At 70.5% G+C, this 22,758-nt stretch carries 23 protein-coding genes; 12 read left to right on the forward strand and 11 right to left on the reverse strand.

All coding sequences use genetic code 11. The features are described from left to right. The first annotated feature begins 58 nt into the window (after positions 1-58). The 7 genes from HHX35_RS15210 to HHX35_RS15240 all read left to right on the forward strand — a co-directional run bounded on the left by HHX35_RS15210 (position 59) and on the right by HHX35_RS15240 (position 6,145). Positions 59-1,399, forward strand: coding sequence for a helix-turn-helix transcriptional regulator (locus HHX35_RS15210; RefSeq protein WP_182899485.1), 1,341 nt, complete (start codon positions 59-61; stop codon positions 1,397-1,399). 85 nt (positions 1,400-1,484) lie between these two features. Next, positions 1,485-2,099: a TetR/AcrR family transcriptional regulator gene (locus HHX35_RS15215; RefSeq protein ID WP_182899486.1), complete on the forward strand. Its 615-nt coding sequence runs from the start codon at positions 1,485-1,487 to the stop codon at positions 2,097-2,099. Positions 2,100-2,158: 59 nt separating this feature from the next. Then, positions 2,159-3,070 carry a LysR family transcriptional regulator gene (locus HHX35_RS44615; RefSeq protein WP_182899487.1) on the forward strand — a complete coding sequence of 304 codons (912 nt, stop codon included), beginning with the start codon at positions 2,159-2,161 and terminating at the stop codon, positions 3,068-3,070. A gap of 188 nt (positions 3,071-3,258) precedes the next feature. Continuing rightward, positions 3,259-3,972, forward strand: coding sequence for an SDR family NAD(P)-dependent oxidoreductase (locus HHX35_RS15225; RefSeq protein WP_182899488.1), 714 nt, complete (start codon positions 3,259-3,261; stop codon positions 3,970-3,972). 35 nt (positions 3,973-4,007) lie between these two features. Next, positions 4,008-4,376, forward strand: coding sequence for a nuclear transport factor 2 family protein (locus HHX35_RS15230; RefSeq protein ID WP_139577102.1), 369 nt, complete (start codon positions 4,008-4,010; stop codon positions 4,374-4,376). A gap of 102 nt (positions 4,377-4,478) precedes the next feature. Then, positions 4,479-5,096 (forward strand): VOC family protein, encoded by a 618-nt coding sequence (locus HHX35_RS15235; protein ID WP_182899489.1) that lies wholly within the window; start codon positions 4,479-4,481, stop codon positions 5,094-5,096. Then, positions 5,093-6,145 carry an alcohol dehydrogenase catalytic domain-containing protein gene (locus HHX35_RS15240; protein ID WP_182899490.1) on the forward strand — a complete coding sequence of 351 codons (1,053 nt, stop codon included), beginning with the start codon at positions 5,093-5,095 and terminating at the stop codon, positions 6,143-6,145. Before HHX35_RS15235 ends, HHX35_RS15240 begins: the two co-directional genes overlap by 4 nt. On the opposite strand, the gene HHX35_RS15245 is transcribed toward HHX35_RS15240, so the two are convergent. After that, entirely contained in the window at positions 6,123-6,950 is an 828-nt protein-coding gene (locus HHX35_RS15245) for an oxidoreductase (protein WP_182899491.1), read from the reverse strand. The two genes, HHX35_RS15240 and HHX35_RS15245, sit on opposite strands and share 23 nt — an antisense overlap. Positions 6,951-7,049: 99 nt before the next feature. On the opposite strand from HHX35_RS15245, the gene HHX35_RS15250 reads away from it, so the two are divergent. Further along, positions 7,050-7,952 (forward strand): LysR family transcriptional regulator, encoded by a 903-nt coding sequence (locus tag HHX35_RS15250; protein WP_182899492.1) that lies wholly within the window; start codon positions 7,050-7,052, stop codon positions 7,950-7,952. Positions 7,953-7,956: 4 nt separating this feature from the next. Here the strand turns inward: HHX35_RS15250 and HHX35_RS15255 are convergent, their stop codons facing one another. After that, positions 7,957-8,610 (reverse strand): HAD family hydrolase, encoded by a 654-nt coding sequence (locus HHX35_RS15255; RefSeq protein WP_182899493.1) that lies wholly within the window; start codon positions 8,608-8,610, stop codon positions 7,957-7,959. Between the two features lie 204 nt (positions 8,611-8,814). Here HHX35_RS15255 and HHX35_RS15260 point away from each other — a divergent pair, with 204 nt between their 5' ends. Beyond that, positions 8,815-9,606 carry a class II aldolase/adducin family protein gene (locus HHX35_RS15260; protein ID WP_182899494.1) on the forward strand — a complete coding sequence of 264 codons (792 nt, stop codon included), beginning with the start codon at positions 8,815-8,817 and terminating at the stop codon, positions 9,604-9,606. 69 nt (positions 9,607-9,675) lie between these two features. Here HHX35_RS15260 and HHX35_RS15265 read toward each other — a convergent pair whose 3' ends face one another. From HHX35_RS15265 to HHX35_RS15285, 5 genes are read right to left on the reverse strand one after another with little or no spacing between them, the layout of a single operon-like run. After that, the gene (locus HHX35_RS15265) at positions 9,676-11,082 is read right to left on the reverse strand and encodes a cellulose binding domain-containing protein (RefSeq protein ID WP_182899495.1); all 1,407 of its coding nucleotides are present in this window, start codon (positions 11,080-11,082) and stop codon (positions 9,676-9,678) included. A gap of 36 nt (positions 11,083-11,118) precedes the next feature. Next, on the reverse strand, positions 11,119-12,390 hold the full coding sequence (locus HHX35_RS15270; RefSeq protein WP_182899496.1) for a beta-N-acetylhexosaminidase: 1,272 nt from the start codon (positions 12,388-12,390) through the stop codon (positions 11,119-11,121). 5 nt (positions 12,391-12,395) lie between these two features. Beyond that, positions 12,396-13,214, reverse strand: a complete 819-nt coding sequence (locus HHX35_RS15275) for a carbohydrate ABC transporter permease (RefSeq protein ID WP_310739106.1) — start codon at positions 13,212-13,214, stop codon at positions 12,396-12,398. Beyond that, on the reverse strand, positions 13,211-14,158 hold the full coding sequence (locus HHX35_RS15280; protein ID WP_182899497.1) for a carbohydrate ABC transporter permease: 948 nt from the start codon (positions 14,156-14,158) through the stop codon (positions 13,211-13,213). The genes HHX35_RS15275 and HHX35_RS15280 overlap by 4 nt, the downstream gene beginning before the upstream one ends. Before the next feature lies 1 nt (position 14,159). Continuing rightward, positions 14,160-15,419 carry a sugar ABC transporter substrate-binding protein gene (locus HHX35_RS15285; protein WP_182899498.1) on the reverse strand — a complete coding sequence of 420 codons (1,260 nt, stop codon included), beginning with the start codon at positions 15,417-15,419 and terminating at the stop codon, positions 14,160-14,162. Positions 15,420-15,559: 140 nt separating this feature from the next. On the opposite strand from HHX35_RS15285, the gene HHX35_RS15290 reads away from it, so the two are divergent. Next, the gene (locus HHX35_RS15290) at positions 15,560-16,288 is read left to right on the forward strand and encodes a GntR family transcriptional regulator (RefSeq protein ID WP_182899499.1); all 729 of its coding nucleotides are present in this window, start codon (positions 15,560-15,562) and stop codon (positions 16,286-16,288) included. A gap of 85 nt (positions 16,289-16,373) precedes the next feature. Beyond that, positions 16,374-16,898 carry a DinB family protein gene (locus tag HHX35_RS15295; RefSeq protein WP_182899500.1) on the forward strand — a complete coding sequence of 175 codons (525 nt, stop codon included), beginning with the start codon at positions 16,374-16,376 and terminating at the stop codon, positions 16,896-16,898. 70 nt (positions 16,899-16,968) lie between these two features. On the opposite strand, the gene HHX35_RS15300 is transcribed toward HHX35_RS15295, so the two are convergent. Beyond that, positions 16,969-17,826: an endo alpha-1,4 polygalactosaminidase gene (locus tag HHX35_RS15300; RefSeq protein WP_182899501.1), complete on the reverse strand. Its 858-nt coding sequence runs from the start codon at positions 17,824-17,826 to the stop codon at positions 16,969-16,971. A 200-nt stretch (positions 17,827-18,026) separates the two neighbouring features. Then, positions 18,027-19,352 carry a sugar ABC transporter substrate-binding protein gene (locus HHX35_RS15305; RefSeq protein ID WP_220505458.1) on the reverse strand — a complete coding sequence of 442 codons (1,326 nt, stop codon included), beginning with the start codon at positions 19,350-19,352 and terminating at the stop codon, positions 18,027-18,029. A 154-nt stretch (positions 19,353-19,506) separates the two neighbouring features. Here HHX35_RS15305 and HHX35_RS15310 point away from each other — a divergent pair, with 154 nt between their 5' ends. After that, positions 19,507-20,709 (forward strand): RNA-guided endonuclease TnpB family protein, encoded by a 1,203-nt coding sequence (locus HHX35_RS15310; RefSeq protein ID WP_182899502.1) that lies wholly within the window; start codon positions 19,507-19,509, stop codon positions 20,707-20,709. A gap of 19 nt (positions 20,710-20,728) precedes the next feature. Here HHX35_RS15310 and HHX35_RS15315 read toward each other — a convergent pair whose 3' ends face one another. Beyond that, entirely contained in the window at positions 20,729-21,664 is a 936-nt protein-coding gene (locus HHX35_RS15315) for a carbohydrate ABC transporter permease (protein ID WP_220505459.1), read from the reverse strand. Beyond that, entirely contained in the window at positions 21,661-22,584 is a 924-nt protein-coding gene (locus tag HHX35_RS15320) for a carbohydrate ABC transporter permease (protein ID WP_182899503.1), read from the reverse strand. The genes HHX35_RS15315 and HHX35_RS15320 overlap by 4 nt, the downstream gene beginning before the upstream one ends. Positions 22,585-22,758 lie beyond the last annotated feature (174 nt).

Raw genomic sequence — 22,758 nt, forward strand, 5'->3', positions numbered from 1 at the left:
AGTGTCAGCGTGTCACGCTGACACAGCGTGCTTGCGGTCGTGCGAGGAGGGGTGCGACATGCCGGCCAACCACCGCCATCCGCCGAACCGCCGGCTCGCGTGGGAACGCCTGCAGCGCGGGTGGTCCTACGAGGAGCTGTGCGAGCGCATCCGTACGTCCATGCGGTCGTGCGACGAGAAGGACACCGGCCTGACGGCCAACACGGTGCGGCGGTGGGAGACCGGGGAGCGGTGGCCGGATCCGCGCTACCGCAAGCATCTCGTGACGATTTTCGACAAGCCCGCGAGCGAGCTGGGACTGCTCACCCCCGACGAGATGGCCATGCGGCCGGTCACGGAGGTGGTGGACGAGATACGGAGGCTGCTGAGCATGATCGTCGCAGACGGCATCGACCGCTCCACGTTCCTGCGGGGGCTCCTGGGCGCGAGCGTGCTCGCCCCGCTCCTCGGCGAGGGCGGCGAGCGTCTTCCCGCGGCGGTGGAACGCGGGCGCGGGGTCGACGCCGAGTCGGCCGAGGCGTTCGCCCGGGTCGTCGACAAGCAGGGCGCCCTCTACTGGACCTCGCCGCCGGACGACATCTTCCAGGCGTCGGTCGCGCACACCCGGCTCGGCATGAGCCTGCTGCGGGCGGCGCCGGAGGGAGCGGTCAGGCAGACGCTGGCCGAGGCGGCCGCGCGCTCGGCCCTGCTGTCGGGCAGGGTCGCCTTCTTCGACCTGAACGACGGCCCCACCGCGGCGCGGCTGTACCGGATGGCCCTGTCGGCCACCCGGGAGTGCGGCGACCATCCGCTCGCCGCCGCCGTGCTCGCCCACGCGGCGTTCGTGCCGGGGTTCGAGGGCAACCGTACGGACGCCCTGGGCCTGCTGGACGCGGCGTTCGCGCACGCCTGGCACGGCGTCGGCCCGCTCACGAGGGCATGGCTGCACTGCGTGGCCTCGGAGATCTCGGCCCGCTGCGGCGAGCCGAAGGAGTGCATGCGCCACATCGACCGCGCCGACCACATGGTCGACGCGGGCGGTGACGACCCGCCCTGGCTGGACTTCTTCGAGCGGGCCAGGCTCGACGGCTTCGCCGGCTACAGCGCGCTGACGGCGGGCAACCACGAGGAGGCGGCCCGCCGGCTGCGCCAGGCGCTCGACGACCTGGGCCCGAACGGCGGCAAGCAGCGCTCGGTGCTGCTCGCCGACCTCGCCGCCGCCCACGCCTCCACCGACGGCGACCAGGCCGCCGAACACCTCAGGCAGGCGGTCGACGCGCTGGAGGATCAGTGGTACGCGATCGGGCACGACCGCGTACGGGGCGTGCTGAAGGTCCTGCCGCCGGCGGGGCAGACGAGGGCGCTGGACGAACGGCTGACCGACCTCGGCCGTTCGAGTCACCCCGAACTCATGATGTGACGACGGCCCCGCCCGCCACCCCGCGCCACCGCGGACTGCAAGGTCTCCGAGATAGCGCCTATACGACCGGTCGTATAGTGACCTTATGGGACGGACCAGCGATGCCAAGGAGAAGATCCTCGGCGCCGCGCGAATGCTCATCGAGCTGCGCGGTTACTCCGCCTTGGGCGTGGCGGAGATCTGCAAGGCGGCCGGCGTGCCCAAGGGCAGCTTCTACTACTTCTTCGAGACCAAGGAAGCCCTCGCTCTGGCGGTCATCGACGAGCACTGGGCCGACCAGGAGCGGGCCTGGAAGCAAATTCTGTCCAGCGAGGCGGAGCCGCTGCACCGTCTGCGCCGGCTGTTCGAGGCGGCCCAGGCCGCCCAGCGTGCCGGGCAGCGGGACTGCGGCACCGTCTCGGGCTGCCTGTTCGGAAATCTCACGCTGGAGATGAGCAACCAGACCGAAGCCATCCGCGGGCGGCTGCAGGAGATCTTTGACGCGCAGGTCGAGATGATCGATGCGGTCATCCTCGAGGCTCTGGCGCGTGAGGACGTCACCGTGGCCGACACACGGGAAGCCGCGCGGTCGGTGGTGGCCCAGTTGGAGGGGCACGTTCTGTTCGCCAAGCTCTACAACGACACGCGGCGGCTCGGCCCCCTGTGGGCCAACTGCCTGGCGCTGCTCGGTGCCCGCGCCGAGGTGGCCGCCGGTCTTTGACACCCGCCCGGATGGCCGGGCCGGTAGGCGCAGCCTCTCGCCGTCCTAGCATGGCGAGCGTGGAGTTGCGCCAGCTGCGGTACTTCGTCGCGGTCGCCGAGGAACTGAACTTCGGCAGCGCCGCCAGGCGCCTGCTGATCGCCGGCCCTTCCCTGTCCCAGCAGATCAAGGCGCTGGAGCGCGACCTGGGCGTGCGCCTGTTCGACCGGGACCGCCGCTCGGTGTCCCTCACCCCGGCCGGTTTCGCCCTGCTTTCCGACGCCCGGGCCCTGCTGGAACGCGCCGACGACCTCCGGCACCGGGCCCGCCGGCTGGCCGGATCCGAGCCGGTCCGGCTCGGCTACGTCAACTGGCTGCCATCGGACCTGATCGCCCGCACCGCGGCGGTGGCGCAGGTCAATGTCGACGCCTGGGTCGCGCCCTCGCACACCCAGGCCGCCCGGGTCGCCGAAGGCGGCCTGGACCTCGCGATCTGCTGGCTGCGCACCGACGATCTGGAGCGACGCGGCCTGCACGCCCAGCTCATCGGCGCCGACCGCCTCTACGCCGTGGCCACCGGCCGTGACACGACCGCGGTTCCCGCCCGGGAGACCGGCGTCCTCCTCGACGAGGACACCACCTCCTGGTCGTCGTGGAACGCCTACGCCGAGGAACTGGCCGGCCAGACCGGGGCCCGGGCCGTACGCATCTCCGACGGCGGCATCACCGGCCCGGCGTTCTTCGACCATGTGCGCCGTTGCCGCCGCCCGGTCGTCAACTCTCCCAAGGGCCAGGCCACCCCGCTGCCGCCGGACCTCGTCCGGCGGCAGGTCATCGCGCCGGAGATCTACTGGACCTGGTCTCTGGTGTGGCGTCGCGGCGAAGTCCGCACCTCGGTGCTCGACGTCGTCGAGGCTCTGCGCACCGACGACCGCTTCGGGATCCACGGCCCGGACGCCTGGCTGCCCGAGGGCGACCCGCACCGTCGCTAGCCCTCGCCCCCGGGCGTAGGTGCGCTGATCCAGGTGTAGGAGCCTGTGCCTATCAGTTGGAAGGATTCCGGTTCTGGCCGAGGCGCCGTGAACCTTTGATTTCTCCTCCCCGGCGGCCTAAGTTCACAGACAGAAATAGACGACCGGTTGACTAGTAACCGATCGGTTCCCTTTGGAGGAGAGCAATCATGAGCATTCAGCAGCAGAAGGTCGCCCTCATCACCGGCGCGTCGCAGGGCATCGGCGCCGCGCTGGTCGAGGCCTACCGCAAGCTGGGCTACGCCGTCGTCGCCGTCTCGCGCACCATCGCGCCCTCCGACGACCCCGGCGTCCTCACCGTCCAGGGCGACGTCGCCGACCCCGCCACCGCCGAACGCGCAGTCGCGGCGGCCGTCGAGCGGTTCGGCCGGGTGGACACCCTGGTGAACAACGCGGGCATCTTCGTCGCCAAGCCGTTCACCGACTACACCCTCGACGACTACACCGCCGTGACCAAGGTGAACCTCGACGGCTTCTTCCACGTCACCCAGCTCGCCATCGCCCGCATGCTGACCCAGGGCGGCGGCCACGTCGTCACCATCACCACCAGCCTGGTGGACAACGCCGACTCCCGGGTCCCGTCCGTGCTGGCCTCGCTGACCAAGGGCGGCCTGCAGTCCGCGACCAAATCGCTCGCCATCGAGTACGCCACGCGGGGCATCCGCGTCAACGCCGTCTCACCCGGCACCATCAAGACCCCCATGCACCCCGAGGAGACCCACGAGGCCCTCGCAGCGCTGCACCCGGTAGGCCGGATGGGCGAGCCGAGCGACATCGCGGACGCGGTCGTCTACCTGGAGAACGCACCCTTCGTCACCGGTGAGATCCTCCACGTCGACGGCGGCATGAGCGCCGGCCATTGATCCGCACGCCCGGTTCCACCGGCAGGAGGCGCCTGATGACCAGCGACAAGGACAGGGAAACGATCCTCAGGGACGTCCTCGACCGGTGGAAGGCCGGCGTCGACGCCCACGAACCGCAGCAGATCGCCGCCCTGTTCACTGAGGACGCGATCTTCCAAGGGCTGCGCCCCTACACCGTCGGGAGGCCGGGTGTAGCCGCCTACTACGACTCCCAGCCGCCCGGACTGACGGCCGCGTACCGCATCCTGGAGACCGCGGCGCCCGCCGACGACCTCGTCCTCGGATACCTGGCCGTCGACTTCTCCTTCACCGACCGCCCCACCCTCGACGTCTGTCTCAGCGTGCTGGTGAAGCGGACGGAGGAGGGCTGGCGCATCGGCCACTACCAGGTCTCCCGCCTGTGAGCCCCGCCGCTCGTCCGGGACGGCCTGGCCGCCCCGGACGCCCGCCGCTCGGAGTCTCGTCGTTTCGGCATTTCCTCACAACCAGCGCAGGAGGCGCAGGGCATGGACATGAAACTTGAGGTCGTCGTGGTGCCGGTCTCGGACGTCGACCGGGCCAAGGACTTCTACACGGCGCTGGGGTGGCGGCTGGACGCCGACATCGCCACCGGCGAGGGGTTCAGGGTGGTGCAGGTGACCCCGCCCGGCTCGCCGGCGTCGGTCATCTTCGGCACGTCGGTCACGTCCCAGGCGCCGGGCTCGGCCCAGGGCCTGCATCTGGTCGTCGACGACATCGAAGCCGCGTACGACGAGCTCAAGCGGCTCGGCGCCGACACGAGCGAGGTGTTCCACGACGCCGGTGGCATCTTCCACCACGCGGGCACCGACGCCCGAGTGCCCGGCCCGGATCCACAGCGCCGCAGCTACGGCTCGTTCCTGTCGTTCAGCGACCCGGACGGCAACGGCTGGGTGGTGCAGGAGGTCACCACCCGGCTCCCGGGACGGCTGGACCCGCCGGTCGCCACGTTCGTCTCGGCCTCGGACCTCGCGGCCGCGCTGCGCCGTGCCGCGGTCGCGCACGGCGAGCACGAGGCGCGCATCGGTGCCGAGGACCCCGGCTGGCCGGACTGGTACGCCGGCCGCATGGTGCGCGAACAGGCCGGAACGGACCTGCCCGCGTGAGCGCCTCCACCTACCGTGCCGTCACCGTCACCGGCCGGCGGCAGTTCGACCTGGTCGAACGCGAGCGGCACGAGCCGTCACCCGGGCACGTACGGATCCGTGTCGAGGCCTGCGGCATCTGCCACACCGACGTGCTCGCCGTCGAAGGGCTGCGGCCCGACCCCTCGGCGCCGATCGTGCCCGGCCACGAGATCATCGGCGTGATCGAGGCCCTCGGCGAGGGCGTCGGCCCGGCGTGGCAGATCGGCGAGCGCGTCGGCGTCGGCTTCCTCGGCGGCCAGGACAACGCCTGCGAGCCGTGCCGACGCGGAGACTTCGTCAACTGCTCCGATCAACCGCGTACGGGTACCGACGTCGACGGCGGCTACGCCGAGGTGACCTACGCACGGGCGACCGGCCTCGTTCGGATCCCGCCCGAGCTCGGCTCCCTGGCCGGTGCGCCCCTGCTGTGCGCGGGCCTGACCATGTACAAGGCGCTGCTGTCGGCGGCCCCGCGTCCCGGCGCGCTGGTTGCGGTGCAGGGACTCGGCGGCCTCGGCCACCTCGGCCTCCAGTACGCCCGGGCGCTGGGCCATCGGGTCGTCGCCATCGCGCGAGGCAGCGGGAAGGCTGCGCTGGCCGCCGAACTCGGTGCCGACGACTACATCGACACCACGCGGACCGATCCCGGCGCCGCCCTGCAACGGCTGGGCGGAGCGGCCGTCATCGTCGCCACCGCGGCCTCGGGTGCGTCGATGTCGCCACTGGTGCCGGGGCTCGGCCGGCGTGGGCAACTGGTCGTCGTCGGGGCCGCCCCCGATCCGATCCAGGTGGCGACGAGCGACCTCATCTTCGGTGAGCGCGTCGTGCGCGGCAGCCTGACCGGCACGGCGATCGACAACGAGGACAACCTGCGGTTCGCGCTCGACCAGGGCATCCGCTCCCGCAACGAGGTGTTCCCGCTGAGCGAGGCGCCCAAGGCCTACCAGCGCATGATCTCCGGTGACGCCCGCTTCCGCGTCGTCCTCGACCCCGGCGCCGGCGACTCTAGAGGCTCGTCGCCCGGCTGAGCTTCTCCCAGTCGTCCAGGTCCGCGCGGAGCATCTCGTGGTGGGCGCGGATGGCGTCCACCGCGTCGTCGCCCAGGGCGAGCCGCAGCGGCGGCTCGTCGTGGGCGAGGACCTGGAGGATCGCCTGCGCGGCCTTGGCCGGGTCCCCCGGCTGGGCGCCGTCCATCTCGTCCACCGCGGCCCGGGTCGCGCCCGTGGACACCCGGTAGGCGTCGATGGGCTCCGAGCGGTGCATGCGGTGGCCGCCGAACTCGGTGCGGAACGCGCCCGGCTCCACGATCAGCACCCGTACGCCGAAGGGTGCGACCTCGGCGGCGAGCGCTTCCGACACCCCCTCCAGGGCGAACTTGGCGGCGCAGTAGGCGCCGAAGCCCGGCATGCTCAGCTGCCCGCCCATCGAGCTCATCTGCACGATCGTCCCGCTCCCCTGCCGGCGCAGATGCGGCAGGACGGCCTTGGTCACGGCCACCGCCCCGAAGAACATGACCTCCATCAGCGCGCGCAGGTCGGCCATGTCGAGCTCTTCGACGGCCCCCACCGACCCGTGGCCGGCGTTGTTCACCACCACGTCGATCCGGCCGAAGGCCGACAGGGTCTCGGCCACCGCGACGTCGATCGACGCGGCGTCGGTGACGTCCAGCCGTGCGACGCGCACGCGGTCACCGCCCGTTTCCGCCAGGTCCGCCAGCGTCTCGGGGCGTCGCGCCGTCGCCATCACGCGGTCACCGGCGGCCAGAGCGGCCTCGGCCAGCTCCCGGCCGAAGCCCGCGGAGCATCCGGTGATCAACCACACCCGTCCGGTCATGGTCCCACTCCTCGTTCTCGTGATCAGTGCGACCACTCTCCCCCGAGCGAGCCCCGCGCGGCCAACACACGTTCCCTGCAGCGGTTACAGTCAGAGCCTGTGACCCCCGAGCTGCGTCATCTGCGGTATTTCGTCGCCGTGGCCGAGCATCTGAGCTTCACCGTCGCCGCACGGGAGCTGCACATCGCCCAGCAGTCGCTGTCGCAGCAGATCGCGGCGCTCGAACACGCCCTCGGCGCACGGCTGTTCGACCGCGACACCCGGGGCACGCGCCTGACCGAGGTCGGCCGCGTGTTCCTGCCCGAGGCGCGGGCCGTCCTGACTCGCGCGGACGCGGCCCTGGAGACCGCCAGAAAGGCGGTGCGCGGTGAGATCGGCCGGCTTCGGGTGGCCTTCCTCGTCTCCACCGCGAACTACATGATGCCGCCGGTCGTCCGCGCGTTCCGGGAGCGGTATCCGGACGTCGAGCTGCTCGCCGAGGCCGTCGGCATCGCCGACCTCGTGGCGGGCCTGCGCGAGGACCGGTACGACGCGGCGTTCACCCGGCCGCCGCTGGTCGACGACCTGGTGACCGCGACGCTGGTCGCCGAGCCCGTCTGCGCGGTCCTGCCGGCGGGCCACCCGCTCGCCGGGCGGGCCGGGCTGCGGCTCGCCGATCTGGCCGGCGAGCCCTGGGTGCTCACCCCGCGCGGCTCGTGGGAGCCGTGGCACCGGAAGTACGACGAGGACTTCCGCGCGGCGGGCTTCGAGCCGCGGGTGGTGCAGCGGGCCGACGGCGTGCCGAGCCTGCTCGGCCTGGTCGCCGCCGGAGTCGGCGTCACCCGGCTCGCCCGGTCCGCGCACAGCCTCCGGCGCACCGGGGTCGTCTTCGTGCCGCTCGCCGATGAACGCGCCGAGACCGTCATGGCCTGGCACCCCGCGCGCGACCGGCAGGCCGTACGGAACCTGCTCGACGTGGCGACGGAGCTGGCCGCCTCGATCGACCTCACCGAGGCCGGTTGAGCGATCAGTCGCCGTTGTGCTTGCGGATCAGAGCGGGCAGCTCGGCCAGCGAGTCGACGTGGAACAGGCACGCCCGGGCCGCCGGCTCGTCGCGGAGGATGTGGCCCCAGGGACCCCGCCGGACGAGGGCGGTGCGCACCCCGGCCTTCTGCGCGGGCCGGATGTCGTTGTCGAGGCGGTCGCCCACGTAGAGAACGGACTCCGCCGGGCAGCCGGCCTCCGCCACCAGGCGGTCGAAGAAGGACGCGTCCGGCTTCTCCACGCCCCAGCCTTCGGAGGTGCCGATCACGTCCACGGGCAGGTTCAGGGCGCGCAGGATGGTCTCGGCGCGGGCGGTCTGGTTGCCGGCGAGGCCGACGCGCAGGCCCATCTCCCGCAGCTCGGCCAGGCAGGGCCGGGCGTCGGGGTAGAGGTTCTCCTCGCCGAACGTCTCGGGCCTGCCTTCCCGAGCCCGGCGCTCTCGCTCCTTGTGGAGGTCGAAACCCGGCCGGAAGTGCTGGAAGGTGTCCCGGTAGTCGCCGCCGCGCGCGATCACGGCGCCGAACACGGCGGAGAAGGTGTGCCGCGGGACGCCCAGCCAGTCGGCCCAGGTGCCGTACTCGCGGGTCTCGTCCACCAGGGTCTCTCCGACGTCGAAGAAGACCGCCTCCAGCCGCATCGGTACCTCCCGTCTCTCGCGCTGCATGCACCTTACGCGGTTTCGGCCGGCCTTCACTGCCCTGTTGGACCCGGCCTCTACTGCCCCAGGGGGCAGGGCCGAACCCGCCAGAGGAAACCGAAGAGGATTCTGTTTCGGCATGGACAGGAGAGGGGTGCCGGAGACAGGCTGGACGGGTACGCCTCACGAGCCTTGGGAGCCGCGATGAGCCTGTCCGACCTGCAGCCAGTGCCCGCCGACCAGCTCGCCTTCCGGCTGCCGCCGACGTTCGACACCGTGGAGGAGGAGCGGCGCCACCGCAAGGAGCGGCTCGCGGCGGCGCTGCGCCTGTTCGGGAGGTTCGGCTTCGAGGAGGGGGTGGCCGGCCACATCACGGCCCGGGATCCGGAGCACACCGATCACTTCTGGGTGAACCCGTTCGGCATGTCGTTCAAGCAGATCAAGGTCAGCGACCTGATCCTGGTCAACCACGAGGGCCAGGTGGTGGAGGGCCGCTACCACGTCAACCAGGCGGCGTTCGCCATCCACTCGATGGTCCACCAGGCCAGGCCCGACGTGGTCGCGGCCGCCCACTCCCACTCGGTGTACGGCAAGGCCCTGTCGGCGCTGGGCACGCTGCTCGAGCCGCTGACGCAGGACGCGTGCGCGTTCTACGAGGACCACGCCCTGTTCGACGACTACACCGGGGTGGTCGTGGAGACCGAGGAGGGCCGCCGCATCGCGCAGGCGCTGGGCTCGCACAAAGCGGTGATCCTGCGCAACCACGGGCTGCTGACCGTCGGCGACAGCGTGGAGGCGGCGGCCTGGTGGTTCATCACGATGGAGCGCAGCTGCCAGGCGCAGCTCGCGGCCAAGGCCGCCGGGCCGACGGTGCCCATCTCGCACGAGAACGCCAAGCTCACCCACGGCCAGATCGGCAACGACGTCGTCGGCTGGATCAACTTCCAGCCCCTGCTGGACCAGATCCTCGCCTCCGACCCCGACCTGCTGGATTGAGCCCTTCCGGACCAGGCACGAGGCCCGGGCCCGGCCGCCGCCGGGGCCCGGGCCGGACCGGCTGCCGAGCTACGGCATCGGTACCGTGTCCTTCCACGTGGTGCCCGCGCTCCGGAACGCGTTCACCCTGGAGGTGATCTCGGCCGGAGCCACGACCTCGTTCTTGCTGAAGTAGAACCAGTCGACCTGCTGGGTGTAGGCGCGCGGAGTGGCGCTGCCCAGCAGCCCGCCGCTGATGAACCAGAGGTTGAAGTTCACCGACTGCGGGGTTTCGGGGTAGTAGTCGCCGCCGTGCTCGGCGAACAGCGTGCCGTCGATGTAGTAACGCACCGTGCCTCCGGAGACCTGCAGCACGAGGTCGTGCCAGCCGGCGTAGCTCGCCGTCCGCTCGGTGTGCGTGTTGACCGCGAGCCAGGGCTCGTTGCGGTAGGTCTCCCAGGTGGTCGTGTACATGATCGGGCCCTGCGCGCCCCAGCCGCCGTTCGGCAGATACTCGAAGTCCTGCTCGCTGTAGTCCGGGTCGAGGTCGTACGCCAGGGGCGTGATGGTGAAGAACGTCTCCACGATGTTGTCGCCGTCCGGGCCGCTGTCGGGGGCGTCGGCGAACTTCACCCGCGCGGCGTACGTGCCCTCGAAGAACTTGCGCTGGTGCAGGAACTCGGCCTGCGAGGTGCCCCCGGCGGTGCCGTCGGTGGCCGCCCGCAGTTGCAGGGCCCTGTTGCTCCCGCTGACGACGGGGAAGCCGACGTTGGACGCCGGCCAGCTCGCCCCGGGGACGCCGGGGCCGCCGCTGTTGGTCCGCACGGTCCAGTTGTGCGCGGTGATCTGCGGGTCGGACGAGGAGGCGTAGGCGAAGTCGTCGAAGACGACCCCGCTGCCGCCGCCAGGACCGCCCGGCGAAGGCGAGGTGGAGGGCGACGGGGACGGCGAGGGATCGGTCCCGCCCGCGGGCGGGACGCCCCAGACCGGCGTGCCGCCCTGGTAGACCGCGACCTTGTCCCAGTCGCCGTACGTCGTCCGCGTGGGGCCGAAGGAGTAGTCGTCGCTCTGCCGGATCGTCTGCCAGTCGGACCGGTAGAAGCGCAGTTGCATGTCGCCGGTCGAGGCGCCGGCCGCCAGGCTGCCGGAGGTGAAGCCGACCTCCAGGTAGCGGTCGGCCGCGGCCGTGCCCGAGATCGTCTGGAAGGTGCCGGTGACGGTCGAGCAGGAGACGACCGCCCACGAGCAGGCGAAGCGGTACTGCTGCGCCGGCGAGTCGGCTGTGAAGTAGTAGCGGATCTTCACGGTGTTCAGCGGCACCGCCGTGGTCCCGCTGTTGACGAGGTCGAACCACGGCTCCACCTGGTCGGCAGTGGCGCCGGTGGCGCTGGTCTTGTACCGCAGGCGCAGCGACTGGGCCGCCTGTGCGGGCAGGGCCACCGCGAGCGCGGCCAGCAGGACGGCCACGAGGCCGCCCCATAAGAGCTTTCGTGACACCGCAGTCTTCCTTTCGTGGGGGGTGGGTCGCCGGAGTCAGGGGATGACCGGCCCCGGCCGGACGCCCAGGGACTCCAGGTGGGGGGTGAGCCTGTGGAGGAACTCGCGGTAGTCCCCCGCCGTGCCCCACGCCACCTCGGCGAAGGCGCACAGCCGGGGGAAGGCCATCGCCTCGACGTGCTCGGGCGTGGGCATGTACTCGGTCCAGAGCTGGCACTGCACGCCGAGGATCCGGCCGGTGGCGCCCTCCGGGGCCGGGGGCGGCGTGAACCCGTAGACGTCGGCGAGGGAGAGCATCCGGCCGTGCGGCCCAGGGGCGTCGGCGGGATAGTCGAAGTAGGTGCTGGTGTGCGGGGCCAGCACGACGTCGAACCCCTCGATCGCCGCACGCGGGCCGCTCTCGTGGTCGAGCCACGTCATCGCCGTCACGCCGGGAGCGCCTCCTGGCCCGTCGTACCAGTGGATCGGGCGCCGGCCGCGGGAGGTCACGTAGGCGCCGACGGTGGCGGTGAACCACGCCCGGGCCGCGTCCGGGCCCGTCAGTCCGAGCTGGGCGATCCGCCGCAGCGCCGCCTCGCTGTGCTCCCACTCGTCCGGCGGGCACTCGTCGCCGCCGAGGTGGACGTACTCGCCGGGGAACAGGTCCATGACCTCGTCGAGCACGTCCCGGCAGAAGCCGACGGCGGTCTCCTCCAGGTTGAACACGTGCGGGCTGATGCCCCACGAGTCCCGCACCGGCAGGCGGCGCGACGGCTGGTTGCCGAGCCAGGGATAGGCGGCGATGGCCGCCTGGGCGTGCCCCGGCATCTCGATCTCCGGCACGATCGCGACGAACCGGTCGGCGGCGTAGGACACGATCTCCCTGATGTCCTCCTGGGTGTAGTGCTCCCCGCTGACCTCGGTGAGCCGGGGATAGCGCTTGATCTGCAGCCGCCAGCCCTGGTCGTCGGTCAGGTGCAGGTGCAGCCGGTTGAGCCGGTGGACCGCGAGCAGGTCGATCAGCCGCAGCACGAAGTCCTTCGGCATGAAGTGCCGCGCGACGTCGAGCATCACCCCGCGCCAGGAGTGCGCGGGCCGGTCGGTGATCCGGCACAGCGGCGCCTCGGGGCCGAGCGCCGCCAGGGTGCGCAGGCCGTAGAAGCGCCCGGCGGGTCCCCCGGCGGCGAGTTCGGCGCCGTCGGGGGTGACGTCGATCCGATACCCCTCCTCCCCGAGCCGGGGATCGTCGGGCGCGTGCCGTACGAGGCCGTCGTGGAGCGTGACGGTTCCCCCGAGCACGGCCACCTCGCGGGGCCGCGGAATCATCATGTGGGTCATCCCTTCACCGCGCCCGCGATCATCCCGGAGGACACGCGGCGCTGGAGCACGAGGAAGACGAGCAGGACGGGGAGCATGAACAACGTGGCGGCGGCCATGGTGGCGCCCCAGTCGGTGCCGAAGACGTTGCTGAACCCGGACAGCCAGATCGGCAGCGTACGGTCGCCCTGATCCTTGATCATGAGGGCGTTGGCGAAGGCGAACTCGTTCCAGGCCGTGATGAAGCCGAACAGCGAGGTGGACATCAGGCCCGGGGCGAGCAGCGGCAGCACCACGCGGCGGAACGCCTCGGCCCGGCCGCACCCGTCCATCAGGGCGGCCTCCTCCAGCTCGGGCGGGACCGCCGCGATGAAGCCGCGCAGCGTCACGATCGTGAACGGCAGCGTCGTGACGAAGTACACGAGCGTCAGCGTCGGCAGCCGGTCGAGCATGTCCGCGTCGCGGGCGATGATGTAGACCGGCACGAGCAGCGCCGACCAGGGGGCGGTCTGGGCGACGAAGACCATCAGGACGAACCCGCGCCGCCCGGACCAGCGCAGCCGGGCCACGGCGAAGGCGGCCGGCAGCGCCACGACCAGTGCGAGCAGCACCGCACTGACGGTGACGGCCAGGCTGTTGCGCCAGAACGTCCAGAACCCCGCGGCCCTCACGGCCGTGGCGAAGTGGTCGAGGGTCGGCCGGGCGGGCCAGAACGCCGGGGTCTCGGTGAGGATGTCCACCGTCGGCTTGAACGCCGTGATCACCATCCAGTAGACGGGGAACACCGACACCGCCAGCACGCCCGACGCGGCCAGATTCAACGCGGCCCTCTTCACGCTCCCTCCTCCCGGAACATGCGGCGCAGATGGACGACCAGCACCGCGAGCAGCATCAGCACGGTGAGCGTCGAGACGGCCGACCCCAGGTCGTACCGGTGCAGCGACTGCGCGATCTGGAACGCGTAGACCGGCAGCGTGGCCGTGGCGCCTCCGGGGCCGCCCTTGCTGATCGCCCAGATCTGCGCGAAGCAGGTGAAGACCCAGATCACCTCCAGCGACGTGATCAGGCCGAACAGCGGGCGCAGGATGGGGAACGTGACCCGGCCGAAGACCTGCCACGGCCCGGCCCCGTCGATCCTGGCCGCCTCGTACAGCTCGCCGGGGATGGTCGTGAGCCCCGCGTAGAGGGTGAGCGCCGCGAACGGCACCGACTGCCAGACGACAAGCGCGACCAGGATCGCGAACGTCGCCCCGCCGTCGGCGAACCACGTGTAGTCGCGGAAGGAGTCGAAGCCGAGGCGGACCAGCAGCCAGTTGACCACCCCCAGGCGTGACTGGAAGAGCCACTGGAAGATCGTGGTCGCGGCGAGCACCGGTGTGGCCCAGGTGAGCACCATCCCGCTCATGACCGCCAGCCGCATCCGCCGCCCGAGGCGCGGCAGCATCAGCGCCACGGCCGTGGCGATCACCATGATCAGCACGACGTTGGCGGCGGTCCACAGGAAGGTCCGCCGCACGACCGCCCAGAACTCCGGGCCGCCGAGGGCCTCGGCGTAGTTGGCGAGCCCGGCGAAGTCCGCCCCGCCCCTGATCAGCTCGCCCAGCCGGAAGTGCTGGAAGGAGATCACGATGCTGCGGGCCAGCGGATAGACGAGCAGGCACGCGAAAGCGGCCACCGCCGGGCCCACCAGAAGGTAGGGCCAGAGCGCGCCCTTTCTGCGGGGTCTCGCCTCGATCATGGGAGCAGGACGGGCCGCCGTACGGGCGAGGGTGCGCGCCATGTCAGGACTTGGTGTTGAGGATCGTGGTGATCACCTCGGAGGCCGCCTTCGCCTCGGTGGCCGCGTCGCCGCCGGTGAGCACCTTGGTCATGTACTCCTTGATGACGTTCCTGGCCTCCACGGCCGCCCAGTTGGGCGAGTTGGGCGTGGCGTGCCCGACCGCGGCCCCCGCCGCCATCGCCGCGGTGGACTCGTCGCCGCTCAGCACCCCGGCGTACGAGGTGCGGTTGGGCACGTAGCTCATCTCCTTGGCCATGTCGAGCTGGAACTTCTCCCCGGCCAGGGCCTTGACCACCTCGTACGCCTCGTCGGGGTGGGCGGACGCCTCGGGGATGATCAGGTCGGACCCTCCGGTGAAGACGGCGCCCGGTTTGTCCGCCGCCTTGCCGGGGATCGGGAAGAAGCCCAGCTTGCCCTTGAGGTCCGGGTTGGCCTTCTCGATCGCGACCGCGCCGCCGGGAGCTGAGATGATCTGCGCGACGTCGCCCTTGCCGAACACGTCGGCCTGCGGCGGCCTGGCCTCGTCGGAGTCCTCGGGTCCCTTGCCGAGCACCTGGAGGCGCTGGTAGAACGCCATCCCGGCGAGCGCCTGCGGCGTGTCGAGCACGCCCTTCCAGCGGTCGCCCTCCTTGACGGCGAGGTCGCCGCCCTCGTCCCAGACGAACCCGGCGAGCGTGTACCAGTTCTGGCCGGGCAGGTAGATGCCCTGCACGCCGCCCTTGTTCAGCTTCGTGGTGACGTCGATCCACTCGTCGCGGGTCTTCGGCGGGGTGGTGACGCCGGCCTTGGCGAACAGGTCCTTGTTGTAGACGACCACCCGGTTGGCGGCGTACCACGGAATGCCGTACTGCCTGCCGTCGATCTTCCCCGGCTCGGCCAGGCCGGGCAGCCAGTCGGAGCCGCCCAGGTCGGCGACCTCGCCGGTGAGGTCCCTGACCCCGCCGCTCGCGGCGTATTCGGCGACCTGGGTGTTGCCGACCTCGATGACGTCGGGGGCGTCCTTGCTGGCGAGCGCGCTGGTGACCTTCTGCCCGATGCCGTCCCACTCCTGGATCTGGACGTTCAGGGTGATCCCGGGATGCGACCGCTGGAAGTCGTCCGTGAACCGCTTCACGATCGCGTCCGACAGGCTGTCGCGCATGAACCACACGGTCAGCGTGGTCGTGCCGGTCTTTCCGGATGTCCCGGGCTCGGACGCCGAACCGCAACCGGCGAGCGCGAGGCTGAACGCGGCCGCCGCGGCGAGGAGGCGTAACCTCATCGGTCCTCCCAGTGGTCAGTTATTGGTAAACCGTTGAGAGGAGAGTGGTCTTAACCAGTCGGACTGTCAAGAGGCGAAATTTCGGATATTCCCAGGCACGACGATGGGAGGAGTGGTCAACTACTGGTAAGGTCGAGGACGTGCAGAGACTTCCAGCGGGCCTCAAGCGCGACCGAGTCAGAGACGTCCTGCTCGACCTGATCGCCGACAAGGAGCCCGGCGCCGCCATCCCCTCAGAACGCGACCTGTCCCGGGAGCTCGGCGTCTCCCGCCCGACCCTCCGCGCGGCGATCGACGGGCTCGTACGGCAGGGCATGCTCGTGCGGGAGCACGGGCGGGGGACGTTCACCGGCCGCCGGAAGGTCACCCAGCCCCTCGCGGCCGGCGACGACTCCTTCCACGCCCCCGCCGCCGAGGGAAACTGGCTCAGCCGCATCCTCGAGTTCGACTCGGCCCCGGCCACCGCCCGGCTCGCGCACCGCCTGCAGGTCTCCCCCGCCGACCCGGTCCTGCGCGTCGTACGGCTCCGCCTGGTGGACGACGAGCCGATGGCGATCGAGCGCATCCACCTGCCGCACCGCCTGGTCGAGTCCCTGAGGCCCGACGACATGGTGTCCGGCTCGTTCTACCGGTTCCTGCGCACGAGGTTCGGCATCGACGTCCGCCGCGCCACGCAGAGCATCGAGCCGACCGTCACCGACGAGACCGAGGCCGAACTGCTCGGCGTCCCCCAGCACGCCCCCGCCCTGCTCATCGAACGCACGGCCCGGGAGGCAGGCGGCCGGGTCGTGGAGTTCACCCGGTCCATCTACCGCGGCGACCGCTACCGCATCACCTCAGAGCTCCACTTCGACGACACCTCCGGCTGACCCGGGCGCATCCGAGCAGCGGGTTCGCTGACAGCGTGGGCAGGGGCTCTTGCCGGGGGCTCGGCGCGCTCCGTACGGTCCGGACATGGCCACTCTTCCTTCGACCGAGCCGGCAATGGCGGTGGTGCGGGCCGCCACAGGCGACGAACGGCAGGTCCTGGAGGCGTTCCTCGACTTCCTCCGCGCGATGGTCGTCCGCAAGGCCCAGGGGCTGTCCGAGCAGGACGTGCGCCGGCGTCACGTGCCGTCGGCGACGACGCTGGCCGGACTGGTCGTGCACCTGACCGTGGTGGAGCGGAACTGGTTCGAGCGGGTGCTGGCCCAGGACCCGGCCATGGCGCCTCCTTCGGAGGAGGACGCCGACGGGAGCTTCGCGGTCGGCGACGACGACACCATCGAAGCCCTGATCGCGGCCTACGAGCAGGCCTGCGCCCGATCGCGGAGCATCGCCGCACGGTTCCCGCTCGATCACGAGGTGCCACACGAGCAGGTCGGCGCCATCTCGTTGCGCTGGATCTACATCCACATGATCGAGGAGACCGCGCGGCACGCCGGGCACGCGGACATCCTCAGGGAGCTCACCGACGGCGCCACCGGATCCGTCGTCTGATCGCGCCGCGTCACGCACGCAACGCCGGGCCCCCGTGCGGGAGCCCGGCGTCCTCACCGCCGGTGGGCGATCAGCGGCAGGCGACGCGGTAGGCGTCGAGATCGAGGCGCTTCTTCAGGGAGTTGAAGTTCTGCGCGTTGGCCTTGGCGCAGAACTTCGAGGTGGCGAGGTTGTACTCCACGTTGAAGACGGCCTTGCCCGCCTTGACGAACTGGTCGAGGCCGTAGTCGCCGTTCTGCGCGGTGGTGCACTCGCCGAACTCCCAGCACTGCTCGTTCAACGCCCAGTCGAAGTACGGCAGGAGCTGAGGGATCTGCTCGTTGTCGTTCTTCAGGCCCGCCGACAGCCCGCGGGCGTGGGCCTCGTTCGCGAGCCAGGCGTTGTAGCGGAGCTGGTCGTCCGCGGTGAGCGGGAACCCGGTCTTGTTGGTGTAGCCGTCGACGTTGTCGAACTCCACGGCGTCGAAGCCCTTGGACCTGCACATGTCGAGCCGCGCCCGCATGATCTGGCCGAGCGTGCCGCCGTACTGCCGGATGTCGAGCCAGCGCTCGCCCGCCCAGCCGTCGAGGGCCTTGCCGAGGACGGAGGCGGGGAAGGAGCCGGCGTCGGGCCGCCAGTCCTCGTAGGACCCGGCGCTGATGTAGCAGACGACCTTGCGGCCGGTCTTGGTGGCGTGCAGCCGCTGGACGGTCGCCGCCGTGGCGTTGAAGCCGTCGATGTCGTACATCGCGACGTCCAGGAACGGCTCCGCGGGCACCGAGCTGAGCTGCCACTGCCAGCTCGTGTTCAGCGCGGGATGCCAGCAGCCGGCGCACGAGACGGGTGCGGGCAGGGCCGCCGCGTCCGCGGCGGCCGGGGCGCCGAAGAGCGCGCCGAGGAACGCCGTGCAGGCGGCGAGCATCGCCGCCGGGTATCGGAGAATGCGCATGTTCTTCCTCGCAGTGAGATCGGCGGGGCGCATGCGTGCTGTTCCGCACTCTCCACACCGCCTCGCCCCCGGGGGATGCTCTCGACGGTGTGGAGTGGCGTGGCCCAGGGAGGTCGGCAGGGCGCACGCCAGCACGGGGAAGGGAACCTCCTCTCGGGTGCTCGGTGTGCTCCGGAAGGCGCGATCAGCCGCCGGAGAGCTCAGCCACCGGAGAATAGGGCGTTGACCTTCTGGTTGGCCGCGGTCAGCGCGGTGCGCGCGTCCTTCTGGCCGAGCCAGACCTCCTCCATCGCGGTGGAGACGATCTGGTTGATCTCGTCGCCGTGGTCGCTGACGGGCAGCAGGAACGTCCCGCCGGGCGCCTTGGCCTCGTCGACGAACATTTGCACGTCGCGGCCCGCCGCCTTGTGGGCCTTGAGCGCGCGTTCCACCGAGGAGGCGATGGCCGGGAAGACCACCGCGTTGTCGGCGACGATGTCCTGGCAGGCCGTCGAGCCGAGGAACTTCACCCACTTCCAGGCGGCGTCCTTGTGCTCGGTGCCCGCGTAGATGACGTCGGCGAGGCCGTTGAAGGCGGACTTGCGGCCCTGCGGCCCGGTCGGCAGCGGCGCGAAGGCGAACTTCTGCGACTTCGAGTCGAGGTATGTCCTGATCATCCAGGAGCCGGTGATGCCGAGCGCGCCCTTGCCCGCGTTCAGCATCGTGTCCGGGCCCAGCGAGCTCGTCTTGTCGTACGGCGTGGCGTACCCCTTGTCGGCCAGGCGCCTGAACCAGTCCGCGGTCTCGGCGAGCTCGGGGCTGTCGTAGAAGTAGCGGGTGCCGAACGGGTTCTTGTCGATGAACGTGAAGCCGTTGGAGACCGCCAGGTCGCCCCAGCCGTTCTGGCCCTGCGAGCCGTCGTTCAGCTCGGGCACGATGCCGTGCACGGCGACCTTGGTCTTGTCGAAGCCGGGCTCGTCGCCGCGCTTGCCGTTCGCGTCCACGGTCAGGTGGGCGATGGCCTTCTCGAAGGTGCCGCCGTCGGCGGGGTTCCAGGTCAGGCCGGACATGTCCACGCCCGCCTTCTTCGCCATGTCCACGTTGTAGACGATCGCGATCGTGTCCCAGTCCTTGGGCAGGCCGTACCGCTTGCCGTCCTTCACCCAGAGGTCGGCCAGGCCGGGCCAGTACTGCCCCAGGTCGATCCTGTCGGCCGTCACCATCGGCTGGATGTCCAGCAGCTGGCCGTTCGCGACGAACTGGGGATAGTACGACGCCTGCATCGTGATCACGTCGGGGGCGCCGCCGGAGACCATCTGGGTGGTGAGGTTCTGCCAGTACTGGTCCCACGCGCTCTGCGAGATCTTGATGGTGATGTCCGGATTGGCCTTGTGGAACGCGTCGGCGCACTGCTGGTACGCGCCCTGCTGGACGTCGTCCCACAGCGCGTAGGTGAGCGTGACGCCGCCGGCGTCCGCCGGGCCGCCACCCCCGCCGCAGGCCGCCGTCAGGAGCAGGGCGGTCACCGCCATGAATGCCTTCTTCACCGGATCCTCCAAAGGAAGCCCGGTCCTTCAGGGCCGGGAGGAATCCGGCCCCCGCAAGGGGTGGTCCGGCGAAGCCGGGACAGCCCAGAGCGCCAAGCGCTCATGATTTGCTCCTTTCGCTGACCGCTAGGCAAAGGGCTTGTACAATTCGAACATGCGTACGGCCTACAAGGTGCGGGTCTATCCCACCGCCGAGCAAGCCGCGGTGTTGAACCGCACGTTCGGCTGCGTACGCCTGGTCTGGAACAGGGTCCTGGCGTGGCGGCAGGCCCGCTACCGTGCCGAGTGCATGAGGACCTCTTATGCGCAGACCGACCGGTATCTGACCGAGTTGAAACGCGGCGGCGACCACGACTTCCTGTACGAGGTCTCCAGCGTCCCGCTGCAGCAGGCGTTGCGGCACCAGCACACCGCGTTCGTGAACTTCTTCGCCGGACGCGCCAAATACCCGCGGTTCAAGCCCCGGCATGGCCGCCAGTCGGCCACCTACACACGGTCGGCGTTCCGCTGGCGCGACGGGCGACTGTTTCTCGCGAAGATGGGCGACCCGATCGCGTTCGTCTGGTCCTGGCCGGAGGTCGACCCTGCCTCGATCGACCCGGCCACGGTGACCATCTCCCGCGACAGCGACGGCCGCTGGTACGCCTCCCTGGCGGTGGAGACCGCGACCGGACCCGAGCCGCTGCCCGCCACCGGTGGCCAGGTCGGGATCGACCTCGGCGTGACCCACTTCGCCGTCCTGTCCACCGGCGGCAAGATCCCCAATCCCCGCCATCTGGAACGCAAGGCCAAGAACCTGGCCCGCTACCAGCGGCGTATGGCCCGCAAGCAGCGCGGGTCGAGCAACCGCGCCAAAGCCAAAGTGAAGATCGCCCGCGCCCACACCAAGGTGCGGGACGCCCGCGCCGACTTCCTGCACCGCACCTCCACGCGGCTGGTCCGCGACCACGACCTGATCGTGATCGAGGACCTCAACGTGCGCGGGATGGTCCGCAACCGCTCCCTGGCGCGGGTGATCTCCGATTGTGGGTGGGGGGAGTTCCGTCGTCAGTTGGAGTACAAGACCGCGCGTGCCGGGCGGCGCTTGGTTGTGATCGACCGCTGGTATCCCAGCTCGAAAACGTGCAGCGCGTGCGGGCACCTGCTCGCCACGCTGTCGCTTTCCACCCGGCACTGGTCGTGCCCGGGATGCGGTGCCCGGCACGACCGGGACGTCAACGCCGCCAAGAACATTCTGGCCGCTGGTCGAGCGGTGTCTGCCTGTGGAGCTGACGTGAGTCCGCAAGGGTCCTCCCTTCGGCGGTCGGCGGTGAAGCAGGAAGCCCAGCCCGTAAGGGCGGGAATCCCGGTCCTTTAGGGCCGGGAGGAAGTCAACGTCAACCCTTCATGCCGGAGAACTGGATGGAGTCCACGAGGCGGCGGCCGAAGAAGACCACCAGCAGCAGGACGGGGACGACCGACAGGGCGGAGCCCGCCATCAGGCCGGTCCAGTCGGGCGAGGTGTTGGGCGACTGCTTGAGGAAGATGCCGAGCGCGGCGGTGAGCACGCGGGTGTCCTCGCCCGGCGCCACGAGCAGCGGCCACAGGTAGTCGTTCCAGGTCCACACCGCGGTCGTCAGCGCCAGGGTGAACAGCGGCCCCTTGGTCATGGGCACCACCACCCGCCAGAAGATCGTCCAAGGCCCGGCTCCGTCGATGAACGCCGCCTGCTCGACGTCCCGGGGGATGCCGAGGAAGAACTGGCGCAGGAAGAACACCGCGAACGGCGTCATGAGCAGGCTGGGGGCGACCAGGCCCTGATAGGTGTTGAGCCACCCGAGTTGCTTCACCAGGGCGAAGTTGGGCAGCAGGGTGAAGATCGGGGGCACCATCAGCGCGGCGACGAACACGTTGAACAGGGCGTCCCTGCCGCGGAAGCGCAGCCGCGCGAACGCGTACCCGGCCATGGCGCAGAAGATCGTCTGCGCGCAGGTGATCAGGCCGGTGTAGACGACGGAGTTGCGCAGATAGAGGAAGAAGCTGAGGTTCGCCCCCGACCCGCCGGCCGCGCGGGCCTCATCCCGGCTCACCAGGCCGAGCACGCGCTCGAAGTTGATCAGCGTGGGGTGCCGGGGCAGCAGCCCGGCGTTGTCCGACGGCAGTTCCGGGCCGGGGGTGATCGCGGTCCGCAGCATCCACCACAGCGGGAAGAGCGAGATCCCGAGAGCGAGGATCAGGCAGATCCAGGCCGGCAGGCGGCGCAGCCGCCGGCGGCCCACACTCGCCCGTGCGCCCACACCGACCGGCGCGCTCATGCTCACCGGCGCGCTCATGCGAGGTCCGAGCGCGAGGCGCGCAGGAGGCGCATCTGGACGAAGGTCAGCAGGCCGAGGATGAGCACCAGGCTCAGCGCCAGCGCCGAGGCGTATCCCATCTTGAAGTGGGTGAACGCCTCCTCGTAGATGTAGAAGTAGACGACGCGGGTGGCGTCCACCGGTCCGCCCTTCGTGGTCACCGCGACGGTGTCGAACAGCTGGAACGAGTCGATCAGCGAGACCACCAGGACGAACGCCAGGATGGGGCGGAGCAGCGGCAGGGTGATGCGGAAGAACTGGCGCACCTCGCCGGTGCCGTCGAGTGCCGCCGCCTCATAGATCTGCCGCGGCACCAGCAGCATCCCGGCGTACAGCAGCAGCGTGGTGTATCCCGTGGCGCCCCAGGCGTTGATCGCGGCCACGCTCGGCATCGCGAGCCCGGGCGAGGTCAGGAAGCCCTGGTTGTCCAGGCCGAGGCTGACCAGCAGGTGGTTGAAGAAGCCGAGGTTGGCGTCGAGCAGCCACATCCACAGCAGTGCCGAGGTCACGTTGGGCACCAGCCAGGGCACGACCAGCAGCGAGCGGAGTACGAGCGACCGGGTGAGGCGGTGCATCAGGGCGGCCAGGCCGAGGCCCGCGACGATCTGCATCCCGACGGTGAGCACCACGTAGTAGGCGGTGACCTTCAGCGAGTTCCAGAACAGCGGGTCCCCGACGAGCTCGGCGTAGTTGTCCAGGCCGACGAACCCGGGCTCGGACAGCAGGTTCCAGTCCGTCAGGGAGTACCAGGCTCCGCGTACGGCCGGATAGACGTAGAAGGCGGCGAACCCGATGAGCACGGGCGCCAGGAAGGCCAGCGCCACTCTGCCGTCCCCGCGTCTGCGGCGGGGCAGGGCGGCGCCGGCGGTCTCCGTTTTCGTGAGGGTCGCGGTCGTCATCGTCGCGGCATCTCCAGACCTCCTGAGACCACCGGGACGAGCCGGTGCGGGCGGGATGTTGGAGACCATAATGGCCGCTTTCGAAACCTTGTCAATACCTTCGAAGGCGCTGTATTTACCCCTTATGGTGTCCGTTTCCGGCCCTTATCGAAAGACTTGACAAGTTATCGAAGG

It is taken from the genome of Microbispora sp. H10830 (assembly GCF_014161375.1).
In the GTDB taxonomy this organism is placed as follows: domain Bacteria; phylum Actinomycetota; class Actinomycetes; order Streptosporangiales; family Streptosporangiaceae; genus Microbispora; species Microbispora catharanthi.